At 62.1% G+C, this 13,672-nt stretch carries 16 protein-coding genes; 4 read left to right on the top strand and 12 right to left on the bottom strand.

The genetic code is table 11. The features are described 5' to 3' along the window. Positions 1-104: 104 nt before the first annotated feature. Together NKJ94_RS05810 and NKJ94_RS05805 are read right to left on the bottom strand one after the other, a co-directional pair. Entirely contained in the window at positions 105-1,517 is a 1,413-nt protein-coding gene (locus tag NKJ94_RS05810; protein WP_352523494.1) for a circularly permuted type 2 ATP-grasp protein, read from the bottom strand. A gap of 172 nt (positions 1,518-1,689) precedes the next feature. Beyond that, on the bottom strand, positions 1,690-1,926 hold the full coding sequence (locus NKJ94_RS05805) for an Lrp/AsnC ligand binding domain-containing protein (protein ID WP_352523492.1): 237 nt from the start codon (positions 1,924-1,926) through the stop codon (positions 1,690-1,692). Positions 1,927-2,170: 244 nt separating this feature from the next. Here NKJ94_RS05805 and NKJ94_RS05800 point away from each other — a divergent pair, with 244 nt between their 5' ends. Continuing rightward, on the top strand, positions 2,171-2,590 hold the full coding sequence (locus NKJ94_RS05800; protein WP_352523491.1) for a DUF4864 domain-containing protein: 420 nt from the start codon (positions 2,171-2,173) through the stop codon (positions 2,588-2,590). Here NKJ94_RS05800 and NKJ94_RS05795 read toward each other — a convergent pair. Further along, positions 2,509-3,972, bottom strand: coding sequence for a glycosyltransferase family protein (locus tag NKJ94_RS05795; protein ID WP_352523490.1), 1,464 nt, complete (start codon positions 3,970-3,972; stop codon positions 2,509-2,511). The genes NKJ94_RS05800 and NKJ94_RS05795 overlap by 82 nt on opposite strands. Between NKJ94_RS05795 and NKJ94_RS05790 the strand changes: the two genes are divergently transcribed. Next, positions 3,971-4,258: a hypothetical protein gene (locus NKJ94_RS05790; RefSeq protein ID WP_352523489.1), complete on the top strand. Its 288-nt coding sequence runs from the start codon at positions 3,971-3,973 to the stop codon at positions 4,256-4,258. The two genes, NKJ94_RS05795 and NKJ94_RS05790, sit on opposite strands and share 2 nt — an antisense overlap. On the opposite strand, the gene tgt is transcribed toward NKJ94_RS05790, so the two are convergent. The 7 genes from tgt to coaD form a co-directional block, all read right to left on the bottom strand. After that, positions 4,218-5,348 (bottom strand): tRNA guanosine(34) transglycosylase Tgt, encoded by a 1,131-nt coding sequence (gene tgt / locus NKJ94_RS05785; RefSeq protein ID WP_352523488.1) that lies wholly within the window; start codon positions 5,346-5,348, stop codon positions 4,218-4,220. The genes NKJ94_RS05790 and tgt overlap by 41 nt on opposite strands. A gap of 24 nt (positions 5,349-5,372) precedes the next feature. Further along, positions 5,373-5,642 carry a hypothetical protein gene (locus NKJ94_RS05780; protein WP_352523486.1) on the bottom strand — a complete coding sequence of 90 codons (270 nt, stop codon included), beginning with the start codon at positions 5,640-5,642 and terminating at the stop codon, positions 5,373-5,375. Continuing rightward, positions 5,632-6,717, bottom strand: a complete 1,086-nt coding sequence (gene queA / locus NKJ94_RS05775; protein WP_352523485.1) for a tRNA preQ1(34) S-adenosylmethionine ribosyltransferase-isomerase QueA — start codon at positions 6,715-6,717, stop codon at positions 5,632-5,634. Before queA ends, NKJ94_RS05780 begins: the two co-directional genes overlap by 11 nt. A gap of 12 nt (positions 6,718-6,729) precedes the next feature. After that, the gene (locus NKJ94_RS05770) at positions 6,730-7,128 is read right to left on the bottom strand and encodes a hypothetical protein (protein WP_352523483.1); all 399 of its coding nucleotides are present in this window, start codon (positions 7,126-7,128) and stop codon (positions 6,730-6,732) included. After that, positions 7,125-7,637: a peptidylprolyl isomerase gene (locus NKJ94_RS05765; RefSeq protein ID WP_352523482.1), complete on the bottom strand. Its 513-nt coding sequence runs from the start codon at positions 7,635-7,637 to the stop codon at positions 7,125-7,127. Before NKJ94_RS05765 ends, NKJ94_RS05770 begins: the two co-directional genes overlap by 4 nt. Positions 7,638-7,664: 27 nt before the next feature. After that, a complete protein-coding gene (locus NKJ94_RS05760) occupies positions 7,665-8,222 on the bottom strand; it encodes a peptidylprolyl isomerase (RefSeq protein WP_502896089.1) in 558 nt (185 codons plus the stop codon). Positions 8,223-8,330: 108 nt separating this feature from the next. After that, positions 8,331-8,831, bottom strand: coding sequence for a pantetheine-phosphate adenylyltransferase (gene coaD, locus NKJ94_RS05755; protein WP_352448768.1), 501 nt, complete (start codon positions 8,829-8,831; stop codon positions 8,331-8,333). 196 nt (positions 8,832-9,027) lie between these two features. Between coaD and NKJ94_RS05750 the strand changes: the two genes are divergently transcribed. Continuing rightward, positions 9,028-9,180: a hypothetical protein gene (locus NKJ94_RS05750; RefSeq protein ID WP_352523479.1), complete on the top strand. Its 153-nt coding sequence runs from the start codon at positions 9,028-9,030 to the stop codon at positions 9,178-9,180. 62 nt (positions 9,181-9,242) lie between these two features. Here the strand turns inward: NKJ94_RS05750 and gyrA are convergent, their stop codons facing one another. After that, positions 9,243-12,056, bottom strand: coding sequence for a DNA gyrase subunit A (gyrA, locus tag NKJ94_RS05745; RefSeq protein WP_352523477.1), 2,814 nt, complete (start codon positions 12,054-12,056; stop codon positions 9,243-9,245). 148 nt (positions 12,057-12,204) lie between these two features. Continuing rightward, positions 12,205-13,032, bottom strand: a complete 828-nt coding sequence (locus NKJ94_RS05740) for a helix-turn-helix transcriptional regulator (protein ID WP_352523849.1) — start codon at positions 13,030-13,032, stop codon at positions 12,205-12,207. A gap of 85 nt (positions 13,033-13,117) precedes the next feature. Here NKJ94_RS05740 and NKJ94_RS05735 point away from each other — a divergent pair, with 85 nt between their 5' ends. Then, a complete protein-coding gene (locus NKJ94_RS05735; RefSeq protein WP_352523476.1) occupies positions 13,118-13,648 on the top strand; it encodes a hypothetical protein in 531 nt (176 codons plus the stop codon). The last annotated feature ends 24 nt before the right edge of the window (positions 13,649-13,672 follow it).

The raw sequence follows: 13,672 nt of genomic DNA, 5'->3' as shown, positions 1-13,672 counted from the left end.
GCGTGCTTCACTTCAGGGCATTTCACCAACATCAACGACATGTCATCCTTATCTATTCACTAATTCACTATTCACTATTCACTATTTACCACTCGGTATTCGCGCTAATCATCCAACACCCACGTGTCCTTCGTGCCGCCGCCTTGCGAGGAATTGACGACCAGCGAGCCTTCCTTGAGCGCTACTCGGGTCAGCCCGCCGGGCACGATCTGGATACGGTCGGAAACCAGCACATAGGGGCGCAGATCGACATGGCGCGGCGCCAGCCCCTTGTCCGTCAGGATGGGGCAGGTCGACAGCGCCAGCGTCGGTTGGGCGATGTAGTTCGATGGTTTTGCCGCGAGCTTCTTGGAAAACTCCTCGCATTCCTTCTTGGTCGCCGCCGGCCCGACCAGCATGCCGTAACCGCCGGATCCGTGGACTTCCTTGATCACCAGTTCGTCGATGTGCTCGAGCACATATTTCAAGCTGTCCAGTTCCGAGCAGCGCCAGGTCGGGATGTTGCCAAGCATCGCCTTGCGGCCCGTGTAGAATTCGACGATCTCGGGCATGTAGGAATAAATCGCCTTGTCGTCAGCTATGCCGGTCCCCGGCGCATTGGCGATGGTGATATTGCCGGCGCGGTAGACGTCCATGATGCCCGGCACGCCAAGGGCGGAATCCGGACGGAAGGTCAGCGGATCGAGGAACGAGTCGTCGACACGCCGGTAGAGCACGTCGATCTGCTTGTAGCCCTCGGTCGTTCGCATCGCGACATGGCCGTCGACGACACGCAGATCCTGCCCCTCGACAAGCTGCACGCCCATCTGGTCGGCAAGGAAGGCATGTTCGAAATAGGCTGAGTTGAAGCTGCCCGGCGTCAGCACGGCAATGGTCGGCGCGCCCTTGGTGCTTTGCGGCCGCACCGCCGCCAGCGACTGGCGCAAGAGCTGCGGATAATTCTCCACCGGCCGAACCTTGATCTGCTGGAACAGCTCGGGAAAGAGCTGCATCATCGTCTCGCGGTTCTCCAGCATGTAGGAGACGCCGGACGGCGTGCGCGCATTGTCCTCCAGCACGTAGAACTCGTTCTCGCTGATGCGCACGATGTCGACGCCGATGATATGGGTATAGACGCCGGCCGGCGGCCGCACCCCGATCATCTCGGGCAGGAACGCCTCGTTCTTGGCGATCAACTCCTTCGGCACGCGGCCGGCGCGCAAGATCTCCTGGCGATGGTAGATGTCGTCGAGAAAGGCGTTCAGCGCCTGGACGCGCTGCTCGATGCCTTGCGTCAGCCGCCGCCATTCATTGCCTGAGATGATGCGTGGAACGATGTCGAAGGGGATCAGCCGCTCCGACGCTTCCTGCTCGCCATAAACGGCGAAGGTGATGCCGGTCTTGCGGAAGACGCGTTCGGCGTCCTGCATCTTCTCGGTAAGCCTGGCCGGGTCCTGTTCCTTCAGCCAGCGATCGTAAGCCGAATATGGTTTTCTCAGCCCGGAAACTTCCGGAAGCATTTCATCGAACGCTGCCAATCGCATACTCCCCTGTGACGCCATTTCACTGGCGTCGCTGGAGAAAATCAAGCGCAATCGGTGATTTGGCAGGCGCCGGCGATCAGTATATCGCGGTTGCCTAAAATTAAGGCAGCACCGATAGGGCCGTGGTCAGGCTTTGCCTCGTGTCCGGGCAAATGCCGGATGCAGATCAAAACGCGCGAAAAGTGACGACCGTGAACGTATCCTTGATGCCGGGGAGAATCTGCACTCTCTCGTTGACGAAGTGGCCGATGTCTTCCTCGTCGTCGACATAGAATTTGGCGAGCAGATCGTAATTTCCGGCTGTCGAATAGATTTCCGAAGCGATCTCGGCATCGGCCAAAGCGCTGGCAACGTCATAGGCTTTGCCCAGATCGCACTTTATCTGCACGAAAAATGCCTTCATTGCCTGGTCCTGCCCAAGATCGCACGCTCTAGGTATAATCGAGCGGCCCTTGTGGCAGACTGCCGCCCGCCTTTCAAGCATCGGCCATCGCTCAGGCGGTTCTCGCCTCGACAATGCATGCTCGGTTTGGACACAGGCTGCCGCGCCGAATATTTGTGCTCGGCTGAAACCCTGAACCCCTGCAAAGCGTATGGTATCATGTATCTTCGGACAGCGACTTCTCGGGGAATAACGGAGACAGGCCATGCGCCGTACGTTTTTCGCATTCGCAGTCGTTCCACTCATTTTCGCATCCCGGGCCTTTGCTGGCGACGCCGAAGTCAAGGCGGCGCAGACGGTCATCGATGGTCAGTTGAGGGCCTTCATCGCCAATGACGGAGCGACGGCCTACAGCTTTGCCGCACCGAATGTGAAACGCACCTTTCCGACCGTCGATAGCTTCATGAACATGGTGACCAACGGCTATCCGCCGGTGCGCCAGCCGCAGATCTACTCCTTCGGCAAGGTTCGGGAGACGAGCCCGACCTCGATCGTCCAGCAGGTGCTGATCGTCGGCCCGGACGGCAAGGACTACGAGGCGGTCTACACGCTCGAACTACAGCCTGACGGCAGCTTTCGGATCACCGGCTGCAGCCTGCGCGCGTCCACGTCGCTCAGCACCTGAGGGGCGCTTGACGAGAGGCAGAGCTGTTTCAATCCTGTCGCCGGTAGAGCGTCCAGCTTAGGCCTGAAAACCCCCAATGTCGACCGATCGGCCCGTTCATACGCCAGAGCGCATGCGGCCGTCGGTTCGACATGTTCAGCTTGTTTGTCCACGTCCCCCTCGAGGATCAGCCACGCCGGCCGTTCGGCGCACATCCTATCGTCTGGAACCAGCAAAGCCCGACGATCCATCCGTGCCGCAAAATAATCGACGACCATGGCGGTGCGGAAATCACTGTTGCTGGCATAGGCGGCAGCGCTGTTCCTGGTCATCTCATCGACCATAGCGGCGTAGGAGCCGCGTCCATACTGATAGAACTGGAGCAGCGACGAAATATTGCCGCTCACCATGAGCGCCAGCGCTCCCATCGCAAGTAGCCTGGCGGTCCCGCGAGCATCCAAGCCGCGGCCAATCATCTCGCCGGCCCAAAGCAGCAGCAATGTTCCGTTGATGATGAAATAGCGCGGAAACTCGAGGTTGGGCAGATGTGCCGTCGCCATGAGCAAAGGCAGTCCGATAATCCCGACGGCATAGAGGCTGGCCCGGCGATCGCGCCAGACACCAGCGGATAGGCAGACAAGGCCGCAGGCGGCAACGATGCAGGGCCAGTCGCCGAACCAGGGTGGCAGCCCGGACAGAGAGCAGATCATCCCGCCATAGCCCTGCGCGAAGGCGGCAATCGAGAACGGCGAAGCACCACCGACACTGAAGCCGAACAGCCTGCCACCGATAAACACGCAGGCAGCCAGCGGCAGCACGGCAAGCAAGCCCGGCAGGAAGATTGACGCCAGATCCGCAACGACACGGTCAATCTTCGCCGTACGCTGCCAAGCGAGCCACGCGGTCCAGATTGCGAGGACTGCCACCATTCCGATCATGGTGAGGTGGCATAGGAACCCGAAAAGGATCGCCGCTGCCAAGGCCATGCCAGACCACCGTTTGTTGTCGAGCCGGCGCTCCAGAAAAACCACCGAAAGCAGCGTGAACAGTACCAGTCCGGCATAGCCACGCGCCTCCGAGCCGTAGTGGACCATTGGATAGCTCACGGCAAACAACAGGCTTGTGGCGATCATCGCCCGTCGTCCGCGCGGCGCGGCGGTCGCCGCCGCCGCGACGATCGTGGCGACACCGAGTGCTGTCGACAGGCCCCGCTGGATCCCCGGCGAGGCGTCGGGGCCGATGAGATAGAGATAGACCGAGTTGAGGAAATGATTGTTGTCGTGATTGACGCGCCAGAATATCTGGTCGATCGAGGTCAGCGGCTCGATCAGCGCAAAGCTCCAGATCTCGTCCAGCCAAAGGTCGCCACGCGCGCCCAGCAAGCGCAAGACCAGCCCGATCATGGCGATCGCCAGAATGGCAAGCAACGATCCAGCCGTCCATCGCTGGACCGCCACGGAGGACGAAGGCGAAGGCTCGGCGATGCCGTTCGTCCGCACCGTCGTGCTGGGAACTGAAACTTGTCCCGAAACGAACAGGTTCTTGATCCTCGCCCAATGCAGTCCGGCAATGCTTATTGGGCAGACGTTTCAAAACAGTTCATGGCAGGTGCTGCTCCCCACCTCGAGCCTGACCATCAAGACCGTTCCTAGCGGACGGGCAGGTCACCGTTTGCCCATTGTTGGGTGATGATCTCAGCTTGTTCGGCAAACCTCCCAGCCTCGACCGCTTCACGAATGTCGCGCATCAATTGCTGGTAGTAGGACAGATTGTTCCAGGTCAGAAGCATCGCCCCAAGCGCCTCCTGCGAGCGCACCAGATGGTGCAAATAGGCGCGCGAATAGTCGCGTGCGGCCGGGCAGTCGCTTTCCTCATCGAGCGGGCGCGGATCGTCGGCATGGCGGGCGTTGCGCAGATTGACCTTGCCGCGCCGTGTGTAGGCAAGGCCATGGCGCCCTGCCCGCGTCGGCATCACGCAATCGAACATGTCGATGCCGCGCGCCACCGACTTCAAGATGTCGTCCGGCGTACCGACACCCATCAGGTAGCGCGGCCGGTCAACTGGCAGCTCCAGGCAAGTGATGTCGAGCATCTCCAGCATCACCGCTTGCGGCTCGCCGACGGCCAGCCCGCCGATCGCGTAGCCCTTCAGCTCCATTGCCTTCAGCGCCTGCGCCGAGCGCAGCCGCAGGTCCGGCACGTCGCCGCCTTGCACGATGCCGAACATCGCCTTGCCGGGCTGCTCGCCGAATGCCGTTTTGCAACGCTCGGCCCAGCGCAGCGACAACTCCATGGCGCGCTCGATCTCCTTCTCCTTGGCCGGCAGCGCAGTGCATTCGTCGAGCTGCATCTGGATGTCGGAATCGAGCAGCCCCTGGATTTCGATCGAACGCTCCGGCGACATTTCGTAGGCGGCGCCGTCGATATGCGAGCGGAAGGTCACGCCGTTCTCGGTCAGTTTCCTCAGCTTCGACAGCGACATCACCTGGAAGCCGCCGCTGTCGGTCAGGATCGGATACGGCCAGCGGGCGAATTCATGCAGGCCGCCGAGCCGTGCCACGCGCTCGGCGCCGGGTCTCAGCATCAGGTGATAGGTGTTGCCGAGAATGATGTCCGAGCCGACGCCGCGCACCTGATGCATATACATGGCCTTCACCGTGCCGCCGGTGCCGACCGGCATGAAGGCGGGCGTGCGGATCTCCCCGCGCGGCATGGTGATTACACCACGCCGCGCCCTGCCGTCGGTCGCCAGCACCTTGAAGGTGAATGCGTTAGTCATTGAACTCCCTAGCCATCGAACTCCCTAGCCATCGAACTCTTTGTCGAACACCGGCGCGTCCGGAGCCTGCTTATCGAGCGACTGCCGGTAGCGGATGCAGCCGCGCATGAATTTCGGCCAGGGCGGCACGGCAATCGCCGGCTCGGTCTTTTCAGGCAAAAGCGACCAGAGGTCGGGATGATGCCAGCACAGATCATGGCCGGTGGCGTCGCGGTGTTGGCGGATGCCGGCGCGCAGTTTCCTGACCTCGGCGAACAAGGCTTCGCGGTCGAAGGTTTCCAGGTCATCGTCCATCGTTATCCTCCCTGAACAGAAGACTTGCGTCTCCATAGGAATAGAACCTGTAGCGGTTCTCGATGGCATGCGCATAGGCCGCGCGCATCGTCTGCAAACCGCAGAAGGCCGAAACCAGCATGAACAGCGTCGAACGCGGTAGATGGAAATTGGTCATCAGCATGTCGGCGGTCTTGAAGCGATAGCCGGGGGTGATGAAGATGTCGGTCGGGCCCGACCATGCGGCCAGCCTGCCGTCCTCGCCAGCCGCGCTCTCTAGCAAGCGCAGCGATGTCGTGCCGACGGCGACAATGCGCCCTCCTCTTGCTTTCGCCGCATTCAGCGCCTCGGCGGTTTCCTGGCTGACCGAACCGGTTTCGGCGTGCATCTTGTGATCGGCGGTGTCGTTCGCCTTCACCGGCAAAAACGTGCCGGCGCCGACATGCAGCGTGACGAAACGGCGCTCGATACCCTTGGCGTCGAGCGCGGCAAACAGCTCCGGCGTGAAATGCAGACCCGCCGTCGGCGCGGCCACGGCGCCCTCCTCCCTGGCATAGATGGTCTGATAGTCGCTGCGGTCCCGCTCGTCGTCGTCACGCTTGGAGGCGATGTAGGGCGGCAGCGGAATGTGGCCGACGGCGTGCAGCGCCTCATCGAGGAACGGACCTGACAGGTCGAAGCCGAGCAGCACCTCGCCACCTTCCCCCTTCTCGATCACGGTCGCATCGAGCTGGCCGAGAAAGCAGGAATTGGCATCATGACCGAAATGGATGCGATCGCCGGCGGCGACGCGCTTGCCCGGCCGCATGAAGGCGAGCCAGCGGTCGGGCGCCGTCCGCATATGCAGCGTGGCTTCGACCTGCGCCGCTGCCTCCCCGCGCCGCCTGATGCCTTTCAGCTGCGCCGGAATGACCTTGGTGTCGTTGAAGACCAGCAAATCTCCGGTCTCGAGCAGGGACGGCAGGTCGCGCACCGTCCGGTCCGCGAGCCCCTCACCCGGCCTGACCACCAGCATCCGGGCCCTGTCGCGCGGCTCGGCCGGGCGAAGCGCGATGCGCTCCTCCGGCAGATCGAAGTCGAAAAGGTCGACGCGCAAGAAATCCCCGCCTCAAGGTTCCGGGCAGGTCACCACCCAGGCGCCGACACCGTCTATGCTCAGCGTACCGCCCATTGCGGAACCGGACTGCTCGCTGGCCTTGACCAGCCGCAATTTGGCGACGATCGAGCTGAGGCCCTCATCAGTGAGATCGATCAGCATACGCTCGTCGTCTTCGAATGCCTGTCCGACGATGACTTTCGTCGAACCAGGCTGGCCGTCCGTGGTCCATGTCTTGCCGCCGGCATCCAGCCACACGCGCGCCACCGCAATGACGGCTGTGTGTCCCATCAGCACGTCGATCGATGCCGCGCCGCCGTCGGCGCTGCAAACGATCGATTCCGTCGCCAGCGCCGGAGTGGCCGCCGCGACGAGCACAAGTGCGATGGCCGCGACAGCCCGGCTGGTCATTTCACGTCGGCCGCGACCTTGAGCGAGACGATCTTGTCGGGATCCTGCACCGGTTCGCCGCGCTTGATCTTGTCGACATTGTCCATGCCTTCGATGACCTGGCCCCATACAGTGTACTGGCGGTTAAGGAAGGCGGCATCGTCGAAGCAGATGAAGAACTGCGAATTAGCCGAGTTCGGGTTCTGCGAGCGCGCCATCGAGCAGGTGCCGCGGCCATGGTTGGCATTGGAGAACTCGGCCTTCAAGTCGGGCCTGTCGGAGCCGCCCGTGCCGGCGCGGGACGGCGCGAAAGACGGCTTGTTGGAATTGCCGAATTTCACGTCGCCGGTCTGCGCCATGAACCCGTCGATGACGCGGTGGAAGACTACACCGTCATAGGCACCTTCGCGCGCCAGTTCCTTGATACGGCCGACATGGCCGGGCGCCAGGTCTGGGAACAGTTCGATGACGACCTTGCCCTTGGTCGTGTCCATGATGAGCGCGTTCTCGCGGTCCTTAATCTCGGCCATGTCAGAATATCCTTTTGAAACTTGGGTTTACTTGCCGTCCGCGGCGATGCGCACCTTGATCATGCGATCGGGTTCGGTCACCGTCCCGTTCTGCGCCTCGTCGCCTTTCTTGATGTGGTCCACCAGTTCCATGCCGCTGACGACGTTGCCGACGATGGTGTACTGGCCATCGAGCGGCGGTGCCGGCGCAAACATGATGAAGAATTGCGAATTGGCGGAATTCGGATCGTCGGAACGGGCCATGCCGACCACGCCGCGCTGGTAGTGCTCGGTGCTGGAGAATTCGGCCGGCAGGTCGGGAAGATCGGAACCGCCGGTGCCGACGGCGTCGGCATTGAAGCCGCTCTTCATGTTGCCGAACTTGACGTCGCCGGTCTGCGCCATGAAGCCGTCGATGACACGGTGGAAGGCGACGTTGTCGTAGGCGCCCTGGCGCACCAGCTTTTTGATCTGCGCGACGTGTTTCGGCGCAAGATCGGGCCTCAGCGCGATGGTCACGTCGCCGTCCTTCAGCGTTATGATCATGGTGTTTTCCGAATCGGCAGCAAAGGCCGACACGGATGCGGTCACAAGACCGGCAAGCATGACAAGCAACGAGGCAAGCTTTTTCAGCTGCATGGGATCTTTCTCCGAATATCTTCGTTCATGCATGTCGTTACCCAAAACCGGGTTCCACTTTTGGGCGACGTGCATTTATTTCGCGAATTTGGCGGTGAGCGCGCCAGCCACCGCCGCCGGCACGAAGGGGCGGATGTCGCCTCCCATCGAAGCTATCTGGCGCACAAGTGTGGCGGTAATGGTGCGCACCGAGGGACTGGCTGGCAGGAAAACCGTCTGCAGCTCCGGCGCCATGGTCTCATTCATGCCGGCCATCTGCATCTCGTAGTCGAGATCGGTGCCGTCGCGCAGGCCGCGGATCATGATCGAGGCGCCATGCTTCCTGGCCGCATCGATGACCAGACCGTCGAAGGCGACCACTTTGATGCGCGCACCGTCGCTGCCGAATTCCGCCTTGGCTGCCGTTTCGATCAGGCCAACCCGTTCCTCGAAGGAAAACAATGGCTTCTTGCCGGGATGGATGCCGATCGCCGCATAGATGGTGTCCGCCACGGCCAGCGACGCTTTCAGCACGTCGAGATGGCCGTTGGTCAGCGGGTCGAAAGAGCCGGCATAAAGGGCGATGCGTTCGGTCATGGCAGGTGCTTCTAGCGAGCCTCTCCCCTAAAGGCAAATCCGATCAGCAGGCCCGCCCCATGAACCTTTTGGCCGACGTGAACGACAGATGAATGTGCCGGTCACAACGGCTTCACGCAGTGTTCACCAAGTTACAGCTGCAGAAGATGAAACCAAACACCCATCTAATCGTTGGTAGGCGCAGGAGAACACGCACATGCTGATCTACATGCTTGCCACCGCAATGACCGTCGCCATGCTGATCGCTACCGTATTCGGGTTGCATCAGGAGGCACAGCGCGTCCGCGCCAAGGCCAATACCAAACGGTTCGAAGGCTTCGGCAGCCGCAAGCCTTATCGCCACTTCTAGATTGTTTGTTGACAACGCCGACCTATCGGGCCGACCTATCGGGCTGGCATTGTCGTGGCAACTCACTCGACGTTGTTGTTGTCAGGCTCCCCACCTTCCGCATCGGTAGCAGCGCCACCTTCAGCCTCGACACTCTCTTCGATCTCTTCGTCCGCTTGCGGCTCCGAAATCCGCTCCACCGACACGACCTTCTCGCCCTCTGCGGTATTGAAGATGGTAACGCCTTTGGTGGCGCGGCTGGCGAAACGAATGCCGTTGACCGGGACGCGAATGACGGTGCCGCCATCCGAAACCAGCATGATCTGATCGTCATTGCCGACCGGGAAGGTCGCCACCAGACGGCCGATTTCGGCTGTTTTCGAAACGTCGGTGGCGCGGATACCCTTGCCGCCGCGACCGGTCAGACGGAAATCGTACGACGACGAACGCTTGCCGTAGCCATATTCCGTCACCGTCAACACGAACTGCTCATGCGCCTTGAGGAATTCGTAGCGCTCGTCGGAAAGCTCCGCCTCTTCGCCGACCTCCTCATTGGTAAGCTGAATCTCTTCCTCCTCGCTGGCCGCAATGTCGGCGGCGAGCCGGCGTTCAGCCACCACCCGCTTGAGATAGGCGGCGCGCTCGGCCGGCGGCGCATCGACGTGCTCGATCACCGCCATCGAGATCACCCGGTCGCCATCGGCCATAACGATGCCGCGCACACCGACCGAATTGCGGCTTTGGAAGACGCGTACGTCGCTGACCGGAAAGCGAATGCACTGGCCGGAACTTGCTGTCAAAAGCACGTCATCATTGTCGGTGCAGGTCTCGACGCCGAGGATCTCGTCGCCTTCCTCGTCCAGCTTCATGGCGATCTTGCCGTTGCGGTTGACCTGGACGAAGTCGGAAAGCTTGTTGCGACGCACGGTGCCGCGCGTGGTGGCGAACATCACGTCGAGCTCGCCCCAGCTCGTCTCATCCTCAGGCAGCGGCATGATGGTGGTGATGCGCTCGCCCTGTTCGAGCGGCAGCATGTTGATCAGCGCCTTGCCGCGTGACTGCGGGTTGCCGATCGGCAGGCGCCAGACCTTTTCCTTGTAGACGATGCCACGCGAGGAGAAGAACAGCACCGGCGTGTGTGTGTTGGCGACGAACAGCCGGGTGACGAAATCCTCTTCCTTGGTCGACATGCCGGAGCGGCCCTTGCCGCCGCGGCGCTGCGCCCGGTAGAGCGACAGCGGCACGCGCTTGATATAGCCGGAATGGCTGACGGTGACGACCATGTCTTCGCGCTGGATCAGGTCCTCGTCTTCCATGTCCGCCCCGCCCTCGGCGAGCTCGGTGCGGCGCGGCGTGCCGAACTCGTCGCGCACGGCGATGAGCTCGTCCTTGACGATCTGCTGGATGCGGGCGCGGGACGACAGGATGTCCAGGTAATCCTTGATCTCGTCGCCGATCGTGTTCAACTCGTCGGCGATCTCGTCGCGGCCGAGCGCGGTCAGGCGCTGCAGACGCAGTTCGAGGATGGCGCGGGCCTGCTCCTCGGATAGATTGTAGGTGCCGTCCTCGTTGATGCGGTGGCGCGGATCGTCGATCAAAAGGATCAGCGATTCCACGTCGCCCGAAGGCCAGCGCCGCTCCATCAACTGCTCGCGCGCCGTCTGCGGATCCGGCGCGGTGCGGATCAGCTTGATGACTTCATCGATATTGGCGACGGCGATGGCAAGGCCGACCAGCACATGGGCGCGGTCGCGCGCCTTGCGCAGCAGGAATTTCGTGCGCCGGCTGATCACGTCCTCACGGAAGGCGACGAACGCCTTCAGCATGTCGGTCAGCGTCAGCAATTCTGGCTTGCCGCCGTTCAGCGCCACCATATTGGCGCCGAAGGACGTCTGCAGCGGGGTGAAGCGATAGAGCTGGTTGAGGATGACGTCGGCGACCGCGTCGCGCTTCAGTTCGATGACGACGCGGTAGCCCTGGCGGTCGCTCTCGTCGCGGATGTCGGAAATGCCCTCGATGCGCTTGTCGCGCACCAGCTCGGCCATCTTCTCGATCATCGACGACTTGTTCACCTGATAGGGAACCTCGGTGATGATGATCGATTCACGGTCGTTGCCGCGTTGCTCAATATTGACACGGCCGCGCATGACGATCGAACCGCGGCCGGTCGAATAGGCACTGTAGATGCCGGAACGGCCGAGCACGATGCCGCCGGTCGGGAAATCCGGTCCAGGAATGATCTCCATCAGCGCCGGCAGATCGATCGCCGGATTGTCGATGAGGGCAATGGCGCCGTTGCAGACCTCGCCCAGATTGTGCGGCGGGATGTTGGTGGCCATGCCGACGGCGATACCGCCGGAGCCGTTGACCAGCAGGTTCGGGAAGCGCGCCGGCAGGACTTTCGGTTCGCTGCCGGACGCATCATAAGTGTCCTGGAAATCGACGGTGTCCTTGTCGATGTCTTCCAGCAACTCATGCGCGACCTTGGTCAGCCGCGATTCTGTGTAGCGCATCGCCGCCGGCGGATCGCCGTCGATCGAGCCGAAATTGCCTTGCCCGTCGATCAGCGGAACGCGCAGCGACCAATCCTGCGCCATGCGCACCAAAGCGTCATAAATCGAGGCGTCGCCATGCGGATGGTATTTACCCATCACGTCGGCGACCGGGCGTGCCGATTTCACATATTTGCGGTTCCAGTGATAGCCGCTCTCATAGGCGGCGTAGAGGATGCGGCGATGCACCGGCTTAAGGCCGTCGCGCACGTCCGGCAGCGCACGGCTGACGATCACGCTCATGGCGTAATCGAGATAGGAGCGCTGCATCTCCTCGATGATGGATATCGGCTCGATGCCGGTGGGGCCGCCGTCGGCGCCGCGCGGTGTCTTTTGGTCGGTCAAATCGGATCACAATCTAATCAGGAATCACTTGGTGCTTATATAGGAAGCCGGCCCGAAACTCCAACAATCGCGGCAGTTTTCCAGTGTCGTTTTTAGCGGCAAATTCAAAAGGATACACCAATTGCGACGATATGGCCGTGGCACCCTTTCACGAGCGTCGCCGGCGGGCGCGATAAGTACCCGGCGTCTCGCCCATCAGCCGCCGGAAACGGCGGTTGAAGGTCGATAGATCGTTGAATCCCGCCGCAAAGGCGATCGCCGAAATCGCCTGATCTGACGTCCGCAACCGCACGGCGGCCTTGTGCAGCCGGGTCCGCAGCAGGAACTGGTAGGGCGTCATGCCGGCAACGTGCCGGAAGGTGCGCAGGAAATGGTAAGGACTGGTGGCGGTCTGATCGGCGAGTTCGGCAAGCGAGATCGGTCGGTCGGCATCGACTTCGATGCGCAGCACCGCTTCGGCGATGCGTTTCTGGTCGCGGCGGCTCGGCGCGCGTTGCCCTTCCGTAGCGCCGCAAGCCGCTGTCACCGCCGCACCGGCAATGCGCAGGGCGAATTCCTCGAAGGCGCCGGTGTCGGCCATCTCGCGCGCCGCCTCTGCTTCGGCGAGCAGCGGCACCAGCGCCGGCAATGGCGGCAGGCGCGGCATCCTGAAATCAAGCTGCTTCGCGCCCGGCACGTCGGCGACGATCCGCTCCATATAGGCCGGTCCGAAATGGAAGGAGAGGCAGCGGTCGCCGGCGCCATGCTCGTGGCCGCACTCGTAGCATGTGCCGGGATTGCCGAGCAGGAGCGCCCCCGGCGCCAGCATCGCCGTGCCCTGGCGCGCGCGATAACGGAAGGTGCCGCTGGTGACGGCGGCGACGCAGAAATCCCGATGCTCCTCCTCGAATGGCCTGTCGGCGGCACTGGCGGTGCAGATGACATCCGACACCTGCCAGCCTCGGCCCGACGCCAGCCTATGCGCGCTCGTCGTCATCACCGAAAGATAGCAATTTTTCCCAAGCGCAGAACACTGTCAGTCACTATGCCTGCCGGTCTCCTGACACGATGAGAGCGAAGCCATGTCCAATTCTTTTGCCAAAGCCTTGCACAGCGATTGGCCCGCACCGGCCCTTGCCGAAAAACTGGACCTTTACGGCCGTTTCGTCGGCGCCTGGACATTCGATGCCACACGCCATCTCGAGGACGGTTCGGTGCTGACCGGGCGCGGCGAGGTGCATTTCGGCTGGGTCCTGGAGGGCCGGGCGATCCAGGACGTGTGGATCCTGCCCGCCCGTGACGCAGGTGCCTCGCCTTCGCTCGGTAAATGGACCTTCTACGGCACGACGTTGCGCGTCTACGACCCCGGCGTCGATGCCTGGCACATCTTCTGGAGCGATCCGCGCAGCCAGTATTACAGCCGCCAGCTCGGCCGCGCCGAGGGCGATACGATCGTCCAATTGGGCGCAGACGGTACCGGCGCTTCAGTGCGCTGGAGCTTTTCCCAAATCACCGGAAATTCCTTCCGCTGGCTGGGCGAGCGCTCGCAGGACGACGGCGCCACCTGGCGTCTCGAGGTCGAGTTTCTGGCCCACAGAACAGCCGACACTTGACAGCCCAATACATTGTAAAAAAGG

The sequence above is a fragment of the Mesorhizobium sp. M0060 genome (genome assembly GCF_040323155.1).
In the GTDB taxonomy this organism is placed as follows: Bacteria; Pseudomonadota; Alphaproteobacteria; order Rhizobiales; family Rhizobiaceae; genus Mesorhizobium.
The sequence above is the reverse complement of the archived record's forward strand: the minus strand, read 5'-3'. Positions and strand labels throughout refer to the sequence as shown.

Bases quoted from the DNA above. Each gene is read 5' to 3' on its own strand.
- NKJ94_RS05805 (WP_352523492.1), bottom strand. From the start codon at position 1,926: ATGAAGGCATTTTTCGTGCAGATAAAGTGCGATCTGGGCAAAGCCTAT.
- NKJ94_RS05800 (WP_352523491.1), top strand. From the start codon at position 2,171: ATGCGCCGTACGTTTTTCGCATTCGCAGTCGTTCCACTCATTTTCGCA.
- NKJ94_RS05790 (WP_352523489.1), top strand. From the start codon at position 3,971: ATGGCGATCGCCAGAATGGCAAGCAACGATCCAGCCGTCCATCGCTGG.
- NKJ94_RS05795 (WP_352523490.1), bottom strand. From the start codon at position 3,972: ATGATCGGGCTGGTCTTGCGCTTGCTGGGCGCGCGTGGCGACCTTTGG.
- tgt (WP_352523488.1), bottom strand. From the start codon at position 5,348: ATGACTAACGCATTCACCTTCAAGGTGCTGGCGACCGACGGCAGGGCG.
- NKJ94_RS05780 (WP_352523486.1), bottom strand. From the start codon at position 5,642: ATGGACGATGACCTGGAAACCTTCGACCGCGAAGCCTTGTTCGCCGAG.
- NKJ94_RS05770 (WP_352523483.1), bottom strand. From the start codon at position 7,128: ATGACCAGCCGGGCTGTCGCGGCCATCGCACTTGTGCTCGTCGCGGCG.
- NKJ94_RS05765 (WP_352523482.1), bottom strand. From the start codon at position 7,637: ATGGCCGAGATTAAGGACCGCGAGAACGCGCTCATCATGGACACGACC.
- NKJ94_RS05760 (WP_502896089.1), bottom strand. From the start codon at position 8,222: ATGCTTGCCGGTCTTGTGACCGCATCCGTGTCGGCCTTTGCTGCCGAT.
- coaD (WP_352448768.1), bottom strand. From the start codon at position 8,831: ATGACCGAACGCATCGCCCTTTATGCCGGCTCTTTCGACCCGCTGACC.
- NKJ94_RS05750 (WP_352523479.1), top strand. From the start codon at position 9,028: ATGCTGATCTACATGCTTGCCACCGCAATGACCGTCGCCATGCTGATC.
- NKJ94_RS05740 (WP_352523849.1), bottom strand. From the start codon at position 13,032: ATGACGACGAGCGCGCATAGGCTGGCGTCGGGCCGAGGCTGGCAGGTG.
- NKJ94_RS05735 (WP_352523476.1), top strand. From the start codon at position 13,118: ATGTCCAATTCTTTTGCCAAAGCCTTGCACAGCGATTGGCCCGCACCG.